The sequence below is a fragment of the Brevibacillus sp. NPDC058079 genome, assembly GCF_042885155.1.
In the GTDB taxonomy this organism is placed as follows: Bacteria; Bacillota; Bacilli; order Brevibacillales; family Brevibacillaceae; genus Brevibacillus.
The window spans coordinates 35,365-54,254 of the sequence record NZ_JBHVSO010000001.1 but is presented as its reverse complement, the minus strand read 5'-3'; the positions used below and the strand labels follow the sequence as shown (position 1 = coordinate 54,254).

General features: G+C 47.3%; 17 protein-coding genes. 11 read left to right on the top strand and 6 right to left on the bottom strand.

Going from position 1 to position 18,890, the window contains the following annotated elements; genetic code table 11:
- Positions 1–18 precede the first annotated feature (18 nt).
- The gene (gene thiD / locus ACFVS2_RS00270) at positions 19–813 is read right to left on the bottom strand and encodes a bifunctional hydroxymethylpyrimidine kinase/phosphomethylpyrimidine kinase (RefSeq protein WP_390229631.1); all 795 of its coding nucleotides are present in this window, start codon (positions 811–813) and stop codon (positions 19–21) included.
- 108 nt (positions 814–921) lie between these two features.
- On the opposite strand from thiD, the gene ACFVS2_RS00265 reads away from it, so the two are divergent.
- The 3 genes from ACFVS2_RS00265 to ACFVS2_RS00255 all read left to right on the top strand — a co-directional run bounded on the left by ACFVS2_RS00265 (position 922) and on the right by ACFVS2_RS00255 (position 2,858).
- Positions 922–1,728, top strand: coding sequence for a sensor histidine kinase (locus ACFVS2_RS00265; RefSeq protein WP_173620865.1), 807 nt, complete (start codon positions 922–924; stop codon positions 1,726–1,728).
- A complete protein-coding gene (locus tag ACFVS2_RS00260; protein ID WP_173620866.1) occupies positions 1,725–2,372 on the top strand; it encodes a response regulator in 648 nt (215 codons plus the stop codon). The genes ACFVS2_RS00265 and ACFVS2_RS00260 overlap by 4 nt, the downstream gene beginning before the upstream one ends.
- Positions 2,373–2,453: 81 nt before the next feature.
- Positions 2,454–2,858, top strand: a complete 405-nt coding sequence (locus ACFVS2_RS00255; RefSeq protein WP_012685826.1) for an SET domain-containing protein — start codon at positions 2,454–2,456, stop codon at positions 2,856–2,858.
- A gap of 114 nt (positions 2,859–2,972) precedes the next feature.
- Here the strand turns inward: ACFVS2_RS00255 and ACFVS2_RS00250 are convergent, their stop codons facing one another.
- The 3 genes from ACFVS2_RS00250 to ACFVS2_RS00240 are packed head-to-tail and all read right to left on the bottom strand — an operon-like array spanning position 2,973 to position 5,459.
- Positions 2,973–3,428 carry a GNAT family N-acetyltransferase gene (locus tag ACFVS2_RS00250; RefSeq protein ID WP_390229626.1) on the bottom strand — a complete coding sequence of 152 codons (456 nt, stop codon included), beginning with the start codon at positions 3,426–3,428 and terminating at the stop codon, positions 2,973–2,975.
- A 17-nt stretch (positions 3,429–3,445) separates the two neighbouring features.
- Positions 3,446–4,444 carry a TIGR03943 family putative permease subunit gene (locus tag ACFVS2_RS00245; protein ID WP_390229623.1) on the bottom strand — a complete coding sequence of 333 codons (999 nt, stop codon included), beginning with the start codon at positions 4,442–4,444 and terminating at the stop codon, positions 3,446–3,448.
- 10 nt (positions 4,445–4,454) lie between these two features.
- Positions 4,455–5,459: a permease gene (locus ACFVS2_RS00240; protein ID WP_390229621.1), complete on the bottom strand. Its 1,005-nt coding sequence runs from the start codon at positions 5,457–5,459 to the stop codon at positions 4,455–4,457.
- A 178-nt stretch (positions 5,460–5,637) separates the two neighbouring features.
- On the opposite strand from ACFVS2_RS00240, the gene ACFVS2_RS00235 reads away from it, so the two are divergent.
- The 3 genes from ACFVS2_RS00235 to ACFVS2_RS00225 all read left to right on the top strand — a co-directional run bounded on the left by ACFVS2_RS00235 (position 5,638) and on the right by ACFVS2_RS00225 (position 8,246).
- The gene (locus tag ACFVS2_RS00235; protein ID WP_047069462.1) at positions 5,638–6,027 is read left to right on the top strand and encodes an ArsR/SmtB family transcription factor; all 390 of its coding nucleotides are present in this window, start codon (positions 5,638–5,640) and stop codon (positions 6,025–6,027) included.
- A 141-nt stretch (positions 6,028–6,168) separates the two neighbouring features.
- Positions 6,169–7,209 carry a flavin-containing monooxygenase gene (locus ACFVS2_RS00230; protein ID WP_390229617.1) on the top strand — a complete coding sequence of 347 codons (1,041 nt, stop codon included), beginning with the start codon at positions 6,169–6,171 and terminating at the stop codon, positions 7,207–7,209.
- A gap of 29 nt (positions 7,210–7,238) precedes the next feature.
- Entirely contained in the window at positions 7,239–8,246 is a 1,008-nt protein-coding gene (locus tag ACFVS2_RS00225) for a cation diffusion facilitator family transporter (protein WP_390229614.1), read from the top strand.
- A 47-nt stretch (positions 8,247–8,293) separates the two neighbouring features.
- Here the strand turns inward: ACFVS2_RS00225 and acsA are convergent, their stop codons facing one another.
- The gene (gene acsA / locus ACFVS2_RS00220; protein ID WP_390229611.1) at positions 8,294–10,009 is read right to left on the bottom strand and encodes an acetate--CoA ligase; all 1,716 of its coding nucleotides are present in this window, start codon (positions 10,007–10,009) and stop codon (positions 8,294–8,296) included.
- A gap of 163 nt (positions 10,010–10,172) precedes the next feature.
- Between acsA and ACFVS2_RS00215 the strand changes: the two genes are divergently transcribed.
- From ACFVS2_RS00215 to ACFVS2_RS00195, 5 genes are all read left to right on the top strand, one after another.
- Complete coding sequence (locus tag ACFVS2_RS00215; protein ID WP_390232342.1) at positions 10,173–11,072, top strand: metallophosphoesterase; 900 nt, start codon at positions 10,173–10,175, stop codon at positions 11,070–11,072.
- Between the two features lie 42 nt (positions 11,073–11,114).
- Positions 11,115–12,122: a PucR family transcriptional regulator gene (locus ACFVS2_RS00210; RefSeq protein WP_390229608.1), complete on the top strand. Its 1,008-nt coding sequence runs from the start codon at positions 11,115–11,117 to the stop codon at positions 12,120–12,122.
- 112 nt (positions 12,123–12,234) lie between these two features.
- Complete coding sequence (locus ACFVS2_RS00205) at positions 12,235–13,350, top strand: ABC transporter ATP-binding protein (protein WP_173620875.1); 1,116 nt, start codon at positions 12,235–12,237, stop codon at positions 13,348–13,350.
- A 108-nt stretch (positions 13,351–13,458) separates the two neighbouring features.
- Positions 13,459–14,229, top strand: a complete 771-nt coding sequence (locus tag ACFVS2_RS00200) for a Cof-type HAD-IIB family hydrolase (RefSeq protein WP_390229604.1) — start codon at positions 13,459–13,461, stop codon at positions 14,227–14,229.
- An 85-nt stretch (positions 14,230–14,314) separates the two neighbouring features.
- Positions 14,315–15,715 carry a S8 family peptidase gene (locus tag ACFVS2_RS00195; protein WP_390229601.1) on the top strand — a complete coding sequence of 467 codons (1,401 nt, stop codon included), beginning with the start codon at positions 14,315–14,317 and terminating at the stop codon, positions 15,713–15,715.
- Positions 15,716–15,840: 125 nt separating this feature from the next.
- Here ACFVS2_RS00195 and ACFVS2_RS00190 read toward each other — a convergent pair whose 3' ends face one another.
- On the bottom strand, positions 15,841–18,882 hold the full coding sequence (locus ACFVS2_RS00190) for a hypothetical protein (RefSeq protein WP_390229598.1): 3,042 nt from the start codon (positions 18,880–18,882) through the stop codon (positions 15,841–15,843).
- Positions 18,883–18,890: the final 8 nt, after the last annotated feature.

The window sequence follows — 18,890 nt, the reverse complement described above, 5'->3', positions numbered from 1 at the left end:
ATTCTTAATTTGATAACCTTAGTCTACAACCGCCCAGTGATTGGTCGGCCCATGCCCGCCACCCAATTGCGGAGCTGTCTTAATAGCTTCGAAGATAAAACGATTCGCTTTTTCAACCGCAGTGATGAGCGGTGTATTTTTTGCTAACTCTGCTGTGAGAGCCGCTGAGAACGTACAACCCGTGCCGTGCGTATGACGTGTATGAATACGCTCATGGGACAATTCATGGAATGCCGTACCATCGAACAAAATGTCCACGACAACGTCCCCTTGCATATGTCCCCCCTTCATCAGGACATTGCGAGCGCCTAACGCATGTATCGCTTTCGCCCCTTCGCGCATCTCGTCTGTCGTCTCGATTCTCATGCCAGTCAAGCATTCTGCTTCCGGCAAGTTAGGTGTGACGACTTCTGCAAGAGGCAGCAACTCTGTTTTCAAGGCAACGATCGCCTCATCCAGCAGGAGTTTTGAACCTCCCTTGGCAATCATCACTGGGTCTACCACCAGCTTTTTCAGGCCAAATGCTTTTACCTCTTCCGCAACAGCACGAATGATATCAGCGTTAAATAGCATTCCCGTTTTCGCCGCGTCAGCGCCTAGATCACGTAGCACCTCATGCATTTGCTGTGCAACTGCCTCTGTCGGCAACGGATAAACTCCTGCTACGCCTAATGTATTTTGTGCAGTGATTGCTGTGATCGCACTCATTCCGTACACACCGAGTTGATGAAAGGTTTTCAGATCCGCCTGAATCCCAGCTCCCCCACCGCTATCTGAACCCGCTATCGTCAATGCTTTCGCAATCGTGCTCATGATATTCCCTCCTGCTTTCCACCTTTTCTCACCTGAGTATACCATCCGCTCGTCCCATTCGGTATACTAAAGGAATGTTTGCCAGCAGTCATGCAAGGAGGCATCTGCATGTCCTATCGTATTTTTTATTGGTTGACCTTTTTGATTCCAACCATCATCATCGGGGGTTTTGAATTCATCCGTCACGACTTTCTGCTGCCCTATATGTCTATGGAAGCCGGGAATGTGTACATTACCCTCTTGACGCTCTTTCTCTCTTTTTTATTCGCTACCTGGATGTTTCACACGCTTAAACAAATGAATGCACGAATTGTCGAGGAACAAGCTCGTCGCGCTGTTTATGAAGAACGTGAACGCCTTGCCCGCGAATTACACGACGGGATTGCGCAGTCTCTGTTCTTCCTCAACGTAAAGCTGAAGCAGGGACACTTGGACGATGCACGGGTCGCTGTTTCTGCCATCGACAATCATGTACGCCAAGCCATTTTTAACTTGCGCTCATTGCCAGAAGAAGGCAGTCTGGATCAACGCCTTGAGAAATGGCTGGCGCAATGGAGCGCTTTATCTGGAATCGACGTTGTTAGCGAATTGCATGTCAAAGATGGCTTTTTTACTGCCACCTCAGAAGTACAACTGTTCGGGATTATCCAAGAAGCTTTTGCCAATATTCGCAAGCATTCTCAGGCCAAGCATTCGTGGATTCACCTCACGACGGATGAAACAACTGGCTGGGTTCTCGCCGTTGAGGACGATGGCATTGGGATTTCCAACCCTTCTCCCGATGCGAAAAAATACGGTTTGTCCATGATGCGCGAGCGAGCACGCCAGTTGAACGCCTCCATCGACATTCAGTTACGACCGGCAGGCGGTACGATCATCCGCTTATCTTCTCATTCAGGAGGAAAAACCCTATGAACGCTTACCGTGTATTGATCGCCGACGACCACCCGATGGCTCGTATGGCCATTCGCAGCCTGCTTGATCCCGATCCCTCTTTTGAAGTCATCGGAGAAGCGCAAAATGGCGAGGAAGCTTTTCTCTTATGCGGACAAATACAACCGGACCTTGTGCTCATGGACATCAACATGCCGAAATGGAGCGGACTCGAAGCGACCCGCGAGGTCAAAAAAGCATACCCGCACATCAAGGTTGTCATTCTCAGCGTCTCCGATGACGTTGCTGACCTGATCACGGCCATTCAGTTCGGCGCCCAAGGATACTTGCTGAAAAATTTAGAGCCTGACGACTGGATTAACTACTTGCATGCCTTGCTCGGCGAGGACAGTGAATTGACTCGCGAAATGGCAACTCGGCTCATGTACCGCTTCCGTCAAGAAGAGGCTACAGATGAAATGGTACCAGATGTTCTGACCCCGCGAGAGCGAGAGATTGTCATGTACGTGGGAGCCGGAAAAACGAATCGGGAAATAAGCGAAGCGCTGATCATCGCAGAAAACACGGTGAAAAACCACTTAAAAAACATTCTTGAAAAGCTGCAATTGGCTAATCGCGTCCAACTCGCTGCTTATGCCGTTCGCCATCATTTGGTTTTAAAATAAAAAACATTGCTTTCTGCTCGATCAACTGTCATCCTTAAAAAGATACGTTTTCCACAGACATAAGAAATGCAGGTGATCCGCATGATCGAAGTCAAGACCTCCAAACTAAGCAATGGAGAATTAAATAGAGGTGTATTTGCAACACAAGATATCCGAAAAGGCGATCTGATTCATGAAGCGCCCGTGCTGCCCTATTTGAACGAAGAGCATGAGCATATTGAGAAAACCTTACTCGCGGATTATGCATTTGAGTACGGTGCCAATCACACAGCCTTCTTGTTAGGGTATGGCATGCTATTTAATCACTCCTACACGCCAAATGCCACGTATGAGATTAACTTCGACAACCACACGTTTGATTTTTATGCCTATACGGACATTCAAGCGGGTGAAGAAATCTTAATCAATTACAATGGTGATGAGGATTGCGATGATCCTCTCTGGTTTTATGAAGACCAACAGAAAGAAACAGATGATACCAAGTAAGAATATGCTTTCATAAGAATGAAAACCCGGAAACAGACACTTGAAAAAGTGCCCGTCCTCCGGGTTATTTTGTGCAACTATATCCCTCCCCAACTATTTGGGTGGGCTTTCGCTTTAAGATGGATAAATCGTTTTCTCGAAAAAAGACAGCCTCAGACCGGGCTTCACTTCTTTTTGATCCGTCAAGGTAAATCCATGTCTTTCATACAAGCGAACAGCCGGTTCATTCAAGGAACCAGTAGCAACGATGATCTTGCTGCAGCCATGCTCGTGGACAGAGGCAAGTAATTGACTCGCGATTCCCTTGCGAAAATGAACAGGATCCACAATCATCCGATGAATATCCAACGTTTGTCCCTCGATCAAAAAAGAAACCGCCCCTGCCAGCTCGCCTTCCTCTATGTAGCCAAAAAACGTTTCTCCACAAGTCCTCAGTTGTTCTACTGATTCTCGCAGGGGTGGAATATCTTCCGTTCCAATTAACTCCGCCTCTACACGATACGCTCTTTGCTGCATGTTCCAAAGTTTTTGTACCGTTTGTTCTTCCTGTAAATCTAGTCGCACGATCATTTCGTTTTCCCCCGCATTTAACTGTCTGGTGCTGCTTCAAAGCTATAGTACACATAAGGATCTTTCGGTGCGGCAACGGCTTCTACCTGAGATGCTTGGAGAACAAGCATGTCGTATCCATCTACCTGACGCAGCTCGAGCTTTCCGCGAACTTTTACCCAGCTATCTTTTGCCCATTTGTTCGCGTCCTCTTTTTCCACCAAAACGCCATAAACACTGGAATCTGCTGTACAGCAGGTGACGGAAAAACGCGCTACGACAAACTGCTGCTTCGTAAAATCAGGCTGCCGATAAACAAATCCCATCGTCTCAAGCTCTTTCCCAGCAAATTCTTTTGCATATAGCTCCATTGTGGTGAGTCCGTCCAAGAACACTTTGTCATTCAGTTCAATCACTGGCTGTTTATGTAAAAAGACGGCGATATCTGTGTAAAAGTCACCAAATCCCCCGTTCGAGAATCGCTGCCGCAATTGTTCGTCGTTTGTCGCTTGTACCGGGGGTGTTGCTACTTGATTGGTAGCCTCTGGCTGTGGTTCCACGCTTGGCACGGCATCTTCTTTTACCTCTGCTGTCTGCTTCACATTCTCTGTTGCATTCACGTTCGCATTCGCGTTCGCCGTAACATCCGCCAGCTTTCGTACATCATTGCTGAGAAGCGTGATTCCCCGCTTCTCAGCTACATCACTGCCAAGAATTTTATCCGGCATGACAAATCCCATCACAATTGGGAGCACAAACAAGCCATAAACCAAAAGGGAGCCGATGGGTGTACGCGGAACTTTGTGCTGCTCCTCACAATCGCAATCGTAAACACTACTGCCTACAAAAATTTGCCGTATGCTGACAATTGTCAACAGAGCCAGGATGACGAGCGTGACATAGCTGAACATGTGTAATCGTGGTGCGAGATAGTGACTGAGCGTTTCCGACAGGATCAAATAGGCCAACAACGCTGTAATGCCCGCCAATATCAAACTGCGCATGACATGATGACGCTTCAATTTGTTCTGATCCATATTCTCCTCCTTACATCGGTATAAGCATGGTTACACAAATTACCAAAAGCGTAATAACTACGACCAGCTTGACAACAAAACCAAAGCGAAACGTTCCAAATAGCATCAACGTTGTTTTTAAATCGAGCATGGGACCGAAAATCAGAAATGCAAGCAACGAGCTGCTTGAGAACGTATTGGCAAAGGAAGCAGCGATAAACGCATCTGCCTCTGAACAAAGCGAAAACAAATACGCCATCCCCATCATGACCAAATTAGAGGTGAGCGGTGTTTGACCAATGTCCATGAGCGTATCCCGGCTGATGTACACCTGTAGAAGCGCGCTGATAAACGAACCAAACAACAAATATTTCCCCATATCAAAAAATTCGTCCACCGCGTGGGCAAATGTCGAGGAAAGCTTTCCACTCGTCGCTTTTACATGTTCGGCTTCATGACTGATTTGCGATTCCATGCCGAGCCGTATCGGATTTTTTTTGACAAACAGGAAGACAAGCATACCCACAATGAGGGCAACAATAAATCCCGCAATGCCCCGGTAGAGAGCCATTTCCGGCTGCCGGGCGAAAGCCACATAGGTCGATGACAAAACTACGGGATTCACAATCGGTCCCGCCAATAAGAAAACAATACCAACTGAAAGCGGCATCCCTTTTTGGATCAAGCGACGAACCACAGGGATAATGGCACATTCACATACAGGGAACAAAAACCCGAGTAACCCAGCAAACGGTAGGGCCACGAGTGGATGCTTCGGTGTCCAGCGCCTCACCTGCTCTTCTGTCACAAACGTCTGGATAAATGCAGAAAAAAATACACCCAAGAGGACAAACGGGATTGCTTCCAACCAAATACTAAGGAAAAAGGTTTTCACATCAAGCCACAAAGGGGACCACTCTATGCTCCAACCGGAAAACAAGCTGCTTTCTCTACCCATGGTTAACCAAACGACACTTAGTCCAAGCAGGAGCGCCCCGATTATTTCAACCAGGAATTGGCGGATCTTCAGAATCAAGTGGGAGTTCTCTCCTCTCTATTTGCAAATAGGTATCATTCCTATTTATATAAAGGCATCTATATTTCCTTCTTATCCTTTTACTTTTTTTTTGCAAGATGAACAGGTTGTACAGCCTTCCCTTCCCCCTGTATCCGTCTTATAATGGTGAAAAATGGAACCGTTCGGGGTGAATGAAGTGAGCGAAGACATTCAGCGCATTCCCACTGATCTAGAGGTTTGTGAAGTACAGACGATCGATGAAGAAAAAGTAAACAGGCTTCGGCCCAGAATGATGGAGACGGAAGGTGTGGCCCCTCTCTTCAAGGCTCTCGCAGACGATACGCGAGCAAAAATCATTTACGCGCTGGCACTAGAAGGAGAGCTATGCGTTTGTGATGTCGCTGCAACCATCAATAGCTCGATCCCCAATACCTCTCACCATCTGCGGTTGCTAAAAAATATGGGTCTCGCCCGCTACCGCAAAAACGGCAAGCTCGTCTATTACTCACTCGATGATGATCATGTCCGTCATTTAATCATGTGTGGAATTGAGCATGCTGCCGAATTGAAGCAATCAAAACCGTAAATCCACTGGCTACATACAGGTCCGTCACTATGAGTGGCGGCCTTTTTTTGCTGATGCTCAAAAAACATTCAAACAATTACTTGAATATGATAATGAATATGGTATGATTTAGTTAATCCTTACCGAAAGAAGGCCCTAATCATGAACGACTATGACGTCATCATAATTGGTGGAGGGCAGGCAGGACTTGCTCTCGGATATGCACTCAAGCGTAAAAATCGCCGTTTTGTCATCTTGGAGCAAAACAAACGGATCGGGGATAGTTGGCGGCAGCGGTACGATTCACTCGTGCTTTTTACACCACGCCAATATAATCATCTACCTGGTCTCGCTTTCCCAGGAAAGCCGCATTCACTCCCAAACAAAGACGATGCAGCAGACTATCTGGAAATGTACGCGAAACATTTCGAATTGCCAGTCATGCTGAGAACAACCGTTTTGGAACTTAGCCATGCCGAATCTAGATTTCAGGTTCGGACACAAGACAGCTTGCTCTTCGCGAACCAAGTAGTGATTGCTACGGGTCCCTTTCATACACCCTATATCCCGGCTATCGCAAACAGCCTAGACCCGACCATTCGGCAATGGCACACGGCACAGTACAAAAATGAAAGCCAGCTCATTGACGGTCCTGTCCTCGTCGTAGGCAGTGGCAACTCTGGCGCACAAATTGCAGTAGAGCTTGCCGCTCATCGACCCGTTGTTTTTTCTCAAGGAGAATCACGTTCTTACTTGCCGCTCTTCATTTTTGGAAAACCTATATTTGATTACATGAGGACATTCGGTTTACTTGATGTCCCCCGCTCCACCTGGCTTGGCCAAAAATTGAGTCAATCACCTGATCCGATATTCGGTTACAAAAAGCAGGTCCAAGAACTGTCCAGAACCGGAGCATTGCGATTGGTTTCCCGAGCACTACAGGTAAACGGAAATACCGCTACTTTTGCAGATGGAACACAAGCAACGGTCAACAACATATTGTGGGCTACCGGTTTTCGACCGAACTACGATTGGCTAAACGTTCCCAATGTGCTCGATTCCCATGGCCGACCGATTCATAATCGAGGGATAACAAACGTTCCTGGGCTATCCTTTCTCGGGCTGCCCTGGCAGCATACGCGAGGATCAGCGCTAATGGGCGGTGTCGGGAATGACGCGCTTTATTTAGCAGAGCATCTATAAATCATTCGTTTTATAAGGAGGACACAATCATGAGCTTTCATCATCACGATCATGGAGATGGTCACGATCACCATCACCATGGAAAAGGAGCCAGTAAACGAGCTCTTCTCATTTCTTTCCTCATCATTGCTGTATTTTTGGTTGTAGAAACCATCGGGGGCTTCCTCACCAATAGTTTGGCGTTGCTCTCTGATGCTGGGCATATGTTAAGCGATGCATTGGCGCTTCTATTGAGCTTAATCGCTGTTCATTTCGCTGCACGACCACCTTCTGCCAAGAGAACCTTCGGGCTGAAGCGCTTTGAAATCTTAGCTGCACTGACCAATGGTGTTACACTTGTACTAATTTCCCTGTTCATTTTCTGGGAAGGATTCCAACGCATGTGGAATCCGCCTGAGGTTGCCAGCGGCTCCATGATCATCATCGCCACAGTTGGCCTCTTGGCAAATATTGCTGCCGCCATTGTACTCATGCGTGGCGATACCAAGAACAACGTCAATGTACGCAGTGCATATCTCCATGTTCTCGGCGATCTTCTCGGTTCTGTCGGTGCAATCATTGGTGGTATCCTGATGTGGGCTTTTGGCTGGTACATTGCCGACCCGATTATCAGTATCGTCGTGGCTGTCCTGATCATGCTGAGCGCATGGCGCGTAACGAAAGAATCCGTCAATATTTTGCTGGAAGGCGCTCCTTCACGGCTGGATACGACAAAAGTCGAAGAACGACTCAGTCAGCTAGCTGGAGTTAGCAAAGTGCATGACCTCCATATTTGGACGGTTACTTCCGGATTCGATTCCCTGACATGCCATTTGGTTGTTGAGGACGACTTACCTAGCTACCCTGTGTTAAATGATGCATTGGCCCTTTTGGAAAAAGAATTCGGCATTACACACGCTACCATCCAGATTGAGAACTCGTCTACTACACACGGTGGCTTACATTGCCAGGCAACAGCCGATTCTCACGATCACGACCATGACCATGATCACAACCACGACCATGCGCATGATCATAAACAACATAGCCATTCCTAACAAAAAAACCATCTCCCGACATTTTCGAGAGATGGTTTTTCTTGTGATTAATCTTCCATGGTAGACAGGTCACCCGTCGGTAGACCTAATTCCCATGCTTTCAAGACACGGCGCATGATTTTTCCGGAACGCGTTTTTGGCAACTTGTCGCGGAATTCAATTTCACGAGGAGCAGCATGCGCAGCCAGTCCTTCTTTCACAAACTTGCGAATTTCATCCATCAACGCTTCACTTGGCTCATAGCCAGCTCGCAGCGAGATGAACGCTTTGATAATTTCACCACGAACCGGATCCGGTTTGCCGATGACACCCGCTTCCGCTACCGCTGGATGCTCCACGAGCTTGCTCTCTACTTCAAACGGACCGACTCGCTCACCGGAAGTATTGATCACATCATCAATACGGCCTTGGAACCAGAAGTAGCCTTCTTCATCCTTGTATGCAGAATCCCCGGACACGTACCAGCCTGGGATGCTGAAGTATTCTTCGTACTTCGCTGGGTTGTTCCAGATTTGTCTCATCATGGCTGGCCAACCTGTACGGATTGCCAGGTTCCCCATTCGATTCGGCGGCAGCTCATTTCCACGGTCGTCAATAATCGCTGCATAAATACCTGGGAACGGCTTACCCATCGATCCAGGCTTGATCGCCATACAGCGATAGTTAGAAATCAGCTGAGCACCTGTTTCCGTCATCCACCAGTTGTCGTGAATGCGTTGATTAAACACGCGCATACCCCAGTGAACGACTTCCGGATTGAGTGGTTCGCCAACGCTCAGGACGTGACGCAGACTGGATAAGTCATATTGCTTGACAAGTTCATCCCCTGCCCCCATGAACATGCGGAACGTAGTCGGAGCACTGAACCAAATCGATACTTTGTTTTTCTCAATGACTTTATACCAGTCTTCGGGAGTGAAACGTCCGCCACGTACGACAATTGTTGCTCCATTCAACCAAGGTGAAAAAATGCCGTAAGAAGTACCCGTTACCCAGCCTGGGTCTGCTGTGCACCAATAAATATCATCCTCTTGCAAGTCGAGAATCCATTTCCCAGTTTGGTAGTGCTGGATCATGGCATTGTGAACATGCAGAACACCCTTTGGCTTGCCCGTTGAGCCTGAAGTGTAATGGAGGATCATGCCATCCTCACGATCAACCCATTCGATTTCCAGCTCAGTGGAGGCTTCTTCCATCGCTTTTTCAAAACGGATGTGACCTTCTTTTAGCTCCTCTTCTGCACCTACAACAATCACGTGTTTTAATGCAGGCAGGTCACTTACCGGAATGCGTGGCAAGAGTGCAGGTGTCGTAACGATCGCAACGGCTTCGCTATTTTCCAAGCGATCGCGCACAGCCGCTTCCATGAACGCTTCGAACAGCGGTCCTACGATTGCGCCAACCTTAATCGTGCCTAAAACGCTTACATAAAGCTCCGGCGAACGCGGCATAAAGACGAAAACGCGGTCCCCTTTCACAATGCCCAAATTCCGCAAGACATTACCGAATTTATTGGATAATTCGCTTAATTGCGCGAAAGTATAAGTCTCGTCTCTCGTCGCATTGCTGTACATCAAAGCGATTTTGTCTTTCCGATCAGTAGCGAGATGTCGATCAATGGCTTCGTACACCATGTTCACTTTCCCGGTCTCATACCAAGAGAATTGCTTCTCCACATCCGCCCAATCAAAATTCGCATATGCTTCGTCATAATTTTCCAGATTATAAGTGCCTTCCGTTGCTGGAATTTTCTCTACGTTCATGTCTTCACTCTCCCACTCTACATATCGTTTTTCTCACTACGCAACATTCATAATATTTCTACATTTTTTGCATAATTCCTCCTGCCAGAACCTACTTATTCGATCGCGAACTTTTTCTTGTATAATGACGGTACTCTTACTGTGAAGGAGATGGCTGACCATGATGATCTGGTTTACTTTACTTGGCGCTATCGCCTTGTTGCTTTTTCGAGCCTATCGCAATACATTTGATGTTCAAATAAAAGAAGTAGCGATACCCTTGCAAAAATCCCGGCACCTTCAACAACCGCATGAGTTTGAGCCGGTTTCGATCCTACATTTGTCTGATTTGCACATGGAAAACTTATCTGTACTGCCCCAGAGTATTGTCGATGACTTCTCGCAGCGTCAGGTAGACCTGATTGCGATTACCGGCGACTTGCTCGACCGTGAAAAAAACATTCCGAAGGCAGTTGCTTTTGTGCAATGTCTCCAGCAATTACAGCCAGCACTCGGAACTTATGTGGTTTTTGGCAATCACGACTACGTTCTTACCCCTTTCAAGCTCGCACAGTTGAAATCAGAGTTGGAGCGAATTGGCTGTCGTGTTCTTATCAACGAAAATGAAACCATCTATCACAAGGGGCAGCCCCTGCACATTGTAGGTGTGGATGATTTCAGCACACGCCATAGCAACCTGGACAAGTCTTTCTACGGTGTACCCGAGACAGGAGCAAGGCTCGTCTTAACTCATGATCCTAATATAGTTTTGCACATGAAAGAGTATGCTTACGATTATTTGTTGTCAGGGCATTTTCACGGCGGACAGATCCATTGGCCTCGCCCCTTTCATCTCGCAACGATGGGGAAGCTGCCTAAGCTGAATATCGTTAAAGGTCTCCACGAGATGGATGGTCGATCCTTTTACATCAGTGAGGGCCTGGGGCAAACAGGGGTAAACATCCGTCTGCGTTCCCGTCCCGAGATAACTTTGCATGTACTGGGCAGTGATGCTCCATTCAACGAGAAGGCCGCTCCAGCTCCGGCTCTACAAGAAACAGCTGCCACGCTCGCTCTCGACTAAGATATAATAGCCTTACTTTCGTGTCGAGATGGGGGTCACCTTGTGGAAAAATGGAAGAGAGATGTCGAGCACATCCGACAAGCGACAAATTTACCTATCGAATATGTACAAGTCTCACAAACAGATGCAGTACAAGTCCAGCAGGATTGGGTACAAAAAGGCTGGGAGCAAATTGCCATCCATTCGAGCAACGGTGTAATGACAATGATCCTTATTGAAACGGCATCGTGGCATACTTCAGCCCGAGTGTTGTTGGATCTGATTTTTCCTCAAGTGAATGATCCAGCAACGCTTCCCTTCCCCAAACAGATATCCCATTGGCTTTCGGGCATTGTCTCCGGCTCCCCTGTAGCGATCCCTGCTCAGCTGGAAGCGAAATGGCCGTGGAAAGAAGCCCGCGTCTCCTTTTTATTAGAGCGATGCAGACCAGATCGCAAGGGAGAATGGGATACCTTGCAGCCCTTGTTGCATGATTTTTTTGAAGGAGTACCCGATTTCATTCCGTTGACGCAAATACATGCCCTTCTCATCGTCCCTGTCTCCATGCTCGATCATCAAAAAACAGCTTCAGAGCTTTTGGAGTGGGCATCTGGCTTACACGATCTGATTTCGATGGAATGGATGGAACCCGTTCGCCTTGTTGTCGGATCGCCAATCACGAGTCCACTTGCATTGGGCGACACTCTTTTACGACAAGTATCACTCTCGCGTGCCCTTCAATCCTATCGACCACAAATGATGGTTGCTGGGGACTGGTCGTATCCGTTAGAACGATGGGCAGCTTCTCTCCCCAAAGAAATAGCAGCCGCAATCGCTAACGAGTTGGCCGCTGTCATAACCGTTCCACACATGACAGATGAACAACTGGAAACATTAGATACGTTGTTCGCCAGACAATTGAATGTAAGCGATACAGCACGGCAGCTTTTCCTTCATCGGAATACACTGTTGTATCGATTGGACAAGCTGACGGAACAAACCGGTTTAGACCCGCGATTATTTCCTGATGCCGTCATGCTGCAGCTCTACCTTCTCTTTCGTCAAAATTAACAAAACATTTCGTATATACTGTCCATATTCTTCTTGCTAGTGAATTGGTACCCTACCCTTACAGTCATCCAAGAATTTGCTCTCTTCACAAACCCGAGGAGGTGCCTTTTTCATGGCAAAAGTAAGTCTTTCCCACATTTATAAACGATATGGAAGCAGCGTAACGGCAGTTGACGATTTTCACTTGGAAATTCAAGATCGCGAATTCCTCGTTCTAGTCGGACCATCTGGTTGTGGAAAATCTACCACGCTGCGCATGATTGCAGGTCTGGAAGAGATTTCGGAAGGTGATCTATACATAGGTGATCGTCGAGTCAACGATGTGGCTCCCAAAGATCGCGACATCGCCATGGTTTTTCAAAGCTATGCACTCTACCCGCATATGAATGTATACGAAAATATGGCTTTCGGCCTGAAATTGCGCAAATTCTCCAAATCCGATATTGATAAGCGAATTCAAGATGCAGCTCGAATCCTCGATATTTCGCATTTACTAGACCGCAAGCCAAAAGCTCTCTCCGGGGGCCAAAGACAGCGTGTCGCATTGGGTCGTGCGATCGTGCGTGAGCCGCAAGTATTTTTGATGGATGAACCATTGTCCAACCTCGATGCGAAGCTGCGTGTACAAATGCGCACGGAAATTTTGAAACTGCATCAACGTTTGAATACCACGATTATTTATGTGACACACGATCAGACGGAAGCCATGACCATGGGAGACCGAATCGTCGTCATGAAGGACGGCCTTATCCAACAGGTGGCAACCCCGACTGAAATCTACAATCATCCAGTCAATCTGTTTGTAGCGAGCTTCATCGGCTCGCCTGCGATGAACTTTGTGAAAGGGAATCTTTCCGAGAAAGACGGGGCGCTCTATTTTGATGCGCAAAATATTCATGTACGCTTCCCAGAAGATAAAGCCAAGACTTTACGGGAAAAAGGTTATGTAAATAAGCAGGTTATTTTTGGTATTCGCCCGGAGGACATTTACAGCGACGCCTCTTTTATGGAAGCAAATCCATTTGAGAGTTCACTGGAAGCAGAAGTTGAAGTCGTAGAAAACATGGGTTCCGAATTGTACGTCTATTTCCACAATATCGGGGATACCCAGATGGTAGCGCGCGTGGATTCTCGTGAAGCGCTAAAACCAAAGATGAAGGTAAAACTAGCGATGGATCTTGCCAAATGTCATGTATTTGACAGCGAGACAGAAGTAGCTGTATTCTAATAGCGAAGTGAGAAGGAGTGTCCCATCGGCATTCCTTTTCCTATTTTTTTGTGCAAAACCTATATAGAGAGAACAACTAGAGGTAGCGTGGAGAGGAGCGGATAAGAAGTGGCTTATCAAATCGTCTTTTTTGACATTGACGGAACCTTACTGAACACCGATCACATCATTCCACAAACAACGGTGGACGCCGTACAAACATTAAAACAAAACGGTGTCCATGTCGCGATCGCAACCGGTCGAGCTCCTTATCATTTGATGCCAATCGCTGAGCAATTGGGCATTGAGACATTCGTGGGCTTTAACGGGTCGTATGTGAAGAGCGAAGGGAAGATCATCCATCACACGCCAATTGCTACAGATACATTGGCAAAGCTCGAACAAATGGCGGAGGGTCATTCCCACCCCATGGTATTTTTGAGCGCAGATCACTGCTATGCCAATGCCACGGACCACCCACATATCATCGAGTCGTTTGATTGGTTGCGACTGGAATCCCCAGCGTATCGCCATCGCTACTGGGAGGAAACGTCGATTTATCAAGCATTTCTCTACTGTGGCGCTGATGAATCGAGATACACGGGTGAATTCCATGACGTCTCTTACATTCGTTGGCATGAACACTGCATGGATATTTTGCCCCCAAACGGCTCCAAGGCAAAAGGAATTGAAGCCGTCTTAAAACATTTTGGACTAACTCCTGCGGATGCTGTTGCCTTTGGAGACGGATTGAACGACAAAGAGATGCTCTCCTATGTTGGCATGGGGGTAGCGATGGGAAATGCTCATGAAGAGTTGAAGCCGTTCGCCAATATGATTACGCGTCACGTAAACGACAGTGGCATCCAACATGGTTTAGCAAAGCTTGGTTTAATCTAGTTACGCTAACTGTAAGCTATTTCCTTCATAATCACTCCCTTCATGTGCACGCTATAGACAACAGCACTGGAGGGAGTGAGTTTTTTTGCGCGTTTGGCCTTTTGTTGCCGCTGTTGCCTTGGTCGGTCTCGTAGTTGTCCCGTATCGGATGAATCAGAATGCAGAACAGGAAATGCGCGAACCTCATCCCCGCGTGACATCGGTTCAAGCGAGAATTCCCCGCATTAACTACATTGAACAGGTGAAAGACATCCGTCGTGACCTGGAGAAAAAAAGCCATATTCAAACGCTTCATCATAACCAGCGTGACCGCAGTCATTATGTAGAAAATGAAGTCGTCGTGCGCTTTTCACCACGCCCCAAGCAAGAAAAAATTGATCAGCTCGTTTCTTCTTTGGATGCCAAGATCAAACGTGATTTTGACAAATTTCTCATTATCAAATCAAAGAGCATGACTACCAAGCAGCTCATGAAAAAACTGGCTGAACATCCGGACTCCGTATTTGCCGAGCCGAATTACCTCTTACTCCCGAACGTGAAACCAAACGATACGTATTACAAGGAATACCAGTGGAATCTACCTCTGATCGGCATGGAGCAAAGTTGGGACGTCAGTGAAGGCAGCAGTGATGTCATCGTTGCAGTCGTCGATACAGGTGTGGATATGAAGCATCCGGAATTTGCTGGTAAGCTAGTCAAAGGCTACAACGTTTTGGATGGCAGTAGCAAACCTGAGGATGATAATGGTCATGGTACACACGTATCAGGTGTCATAGCGGCGAAAACGAATAACGGAGATGGCATTGCCGGGATGTCCTGGAATAGCAAGCTCATGCCGATCAAAGCCATTGGCGCAGACGGTTCGGGATCAGCCGTGGACATCGCACAAGGCATTTATTGGGCGACAGATAACGGAGCGGATGTCATCAACTTGAGTGTAGGTAACTATACCTCCTCTGCTGCTCTGCGGGAAGCATGTCGCTATGCCTTTGATAAAAATGTTGTGTTAGTCGCTGCTTCCGGAAACGATGCGAGCGATCAGCCTAGCTTTCCTGCTGCCTATGATGAAGTCCTTGCCGTTGCCGCTGTCGATCACCGTAAAGAACGCGCTGATTTTTCCAACTTTGGTGATTATGTGGATGTATCTGCTCCTGGGGTCGATATTCCGAGCACGTACATTTCTAGCGACTATGCCTCGCTATCAGGTACCTCGATGGCGTGCCCTCATGTCGCTGCACTCGCTTCGCTCATCCGTTCCGTTCATCCCAATATGAATTCCCAAGACGTGATGAATCTCATTAGACAATCCTCGACTGACCTCGGTGCTCCTGGGCACGATCAGTTATACGGATACGGTATGATCAATGTGAACCAGGCTCTTCGCCAAGCCCAGCCGGCCGAGCGAGTCAAATCAGAACAACCTCCAAAAACTATCGGCGGCTTGCTTAATAAATTCTTTCAACGTCTGCGCTTTGGTGGGCAATAAGTTCAGTGATAAACTTCGATGGACAAAAAGGCGTACGTACCGATCCAAGGTTTGTACGCCTTTTTTTATATACTTTTTGGTGCGGTACGAATAGAAAAAAGGTGGCTGTTGACCACCTTTGTTTGTTACTCAGACTTTGGTGTACCATATGCTTCATAAGCCTTGCGCAGTATCTCAAAGCTTTGCTTTTTTCGTTCATGGTACGTTGGCAGATCCCATTTGTCCCATTGGTACAAGAGTGGTTTGGAGGCTTCGCGCGAGAATGGCTTCTGATGGGAATGTGCAAATACTTCCACTCCGACACCTTTACTTTCGGTTGGTACGGTTCCTTTCGCCTCATACGGATATTTCCAAACCTGTTTGCTGCTCGGGTCAGTATACCCTAAAAGCATCCAAGGAATGCGTATTTCCAAAACATTGCCCTTTGCATACCAATCTGCCAGTGAGTTGTACGCCGGATCTTGCGGATCAGAAATCCCTGGCTTCATGATGCCCACTTCCAGCTCTTCGAAAGGTACTGTTTTCTTCGTTTCTGGTAAATACAATGCTTTGTTGAGCGCCAGCTTCCACGGCAAGAATATGCCGCTATCTGCTTGATCATAACGCTCGTCCCATGGCAGCATTCCCTTTAGGTACCCGTATAGCCAACTATGCTGATCATAGGCACTATTGACAAAAATGCGAGAATTGCTTTCCCCTTGCATTCGCAACAAAAATTCGATCTCTTGGGAAAATGTAATACCTGGTGCTTTATCCGCAGTTCGACTCCCACCACTTAGCGTATCGAAGCCAATATCCAGCGTGTCCTTTGAGAAATCCCACTCTCCTTCGCTCTTCTTTAGCATGAGAAACAAGTACGCTTCATCGTGAGTAACAGATAGATCAAATCCCGGATAAGCACGTTTGACGCGCTGAAGTCTTTTTTCCCAATCTGCTGTTTTCCCATCGAGAACGATCTGGTCAGACGCGTAACTACCGGGTTCCACCGCGATGACGCCGAATTTTTCCTCGTTGGTTAACGTATTGCTCCACATCGCCCTCCGTTCCCAAGGCAGTTCCAGGTCAATCGTATTCCAGGTAAATTTGAACCATTCATCCTGCCATGCGAATAAAAGTGCGCCATCATAACCTTCTTCATAAATATTACGCAGCATATCGGCATTCATCTCGCCCTGCTCTTGTTCCGTATGCATTCCTTGATTCCGTCCAGCAGGCCCATAATGAGCCATTCCCCGTGAGCTAGGTACACCATATTCGGCAACCAACAACGGGATTCCCTTATGGTGGGCACGTAGATCACGCAAGTATCCCGCATATGGGTCTAACTTACCGCTGGAATCCCGGTACTTTTGGTACTTCTCCTCATATCGCAAAAAGTCCGGATAGTACGGATAGACATGATAAGAGGCAAAGTAACCGGCTGTCCATTCCACCGATGCTTTCAGATTCATCGGGTCGATCGAGACCATATCCTCTTGCGGTAGCGGCTCGTTAGGGTGCGACAGCGGATCGGTCGTCAGCCAGTTTGTGAACGATACTGGATGCTGCCATCCATATTTCATCTCTTCCTCAGCCAAATAATCAAGCATGAAGGCTAGCCAGCTTTCAAAAGGAGACGCTTTTTCCGTTGTCTTGATATATTTTCCCTGATAAGGAGGCATGTCCGGATGAGATGCATTCGTCACCTGTACCGTATACGGATACCACTCGGTACCCAGTATCCACCCTACCAAGTATTGCGACACATCTGTCCGATATTCACCGCTGGCACGACCGTACCGCTCTGGGAGTGTCACGTCTCCATGGATTGCTTGTACAGCGTCTTTAATCTCATGGCGAAAATCTTTGGTTATTTCGGGAGTAAATGCATCCCGTCCTTTCCGATCTTCACCCGCGAGCGCTTCATCCGGCGACCAGATTCCTTGCAGCAGGAGCAACGGCTCTTCCTGTTTATGGTTGAACTCGTGTAAAGCCTCATAAAAGATCGGAGGTAGAATCGTATAAATGCGAATTACTTTGTTATTCATTTCCTTCATTTGCGAAAACCAGCGCAAGTAATCCTCGCGGGTCGGGGAGAGCTCTCCAGGATAGTGTCCTGGTGTCGTTGCACCCAGATTGATTCCCGCCCAAAACACAGGTTTCCAGCCCTGCCCGTTATAGAGGACAATATCCCCACCATCTACCTTGGCAACGAGCTTTTTGCCTTCACTTTCGAATACAGGCATCGGTTTTGACGCTTTGCTTGCTTCCATTTGTGCTTCGCTTTTTTTGACCAGTTCCCTCCACTTCTCGTAATCATGGATGGCGTATCCGGCGTAGCCTGCAAATTCTCCGAGGTTATCTTCGAGAACGGCCAGCTGCTCCTCCAATCCTCCATGCCCCTCCTCATAAAAGGTGGTGTTTTCTCCCTCTGCGCTTTGCAGCAGGTTAAGACCAACGACCACTTTGTTTTTTTGATCGTCCGCTTCGTTCATGATCGGGTTCACAATTTCCAATACCCCGTTCGGTCCCTCTACCCTGTCGCGATAGGCCATTAACGTTACATGATCTAGCGTGCTGACCAGCCATTTGCTAACAGTTTCCGATTTGTCTGCCAGCGACAGCTCGTACATCCAAAACGGAATATCGACACTTAACTCCAACGCCGGGTCCTTTTTGATTTCCGTGGACAAGTACTCGATATTGGCTACCCATTCGTTTTTGATTACTTCCTTGTTCTCATTCCATTCGGGTAGTACGTGAGGTTCAATATCGAGATGAAGGCCACTAAATCTTTCACCTTCCCCTGCTGATTTATTATAGGTCTGAACCCAGTTTAAGAAGGTGGTAATACTTTTTCGATTGGAAACGAGAGACCAGACCGGATCTCCTGCAAGAGCATCCACGCGAATGCCGGATGCATTTGCTGCCTTAATAAAGGAATGATAATCTTGATGGGCAACATTTTCTTGATCAATATGCAAATAAATGAGATTGACGTCATGTTGCTTGGCAAATGCGATGATTTCCTCTCTTTCTGTGACAATGAGCTGCGTATTCCAAATCCAGGTCGCGATGATCGGCGGAGTCCTATACAAATAAGCGATGATTGCGATGACTAGTATGATGATGATCACAAAACCAAGCAGTAGCTTTTTTTTGCTTAATCGATTCTGTTCTGGTTCCATGCTGTCTG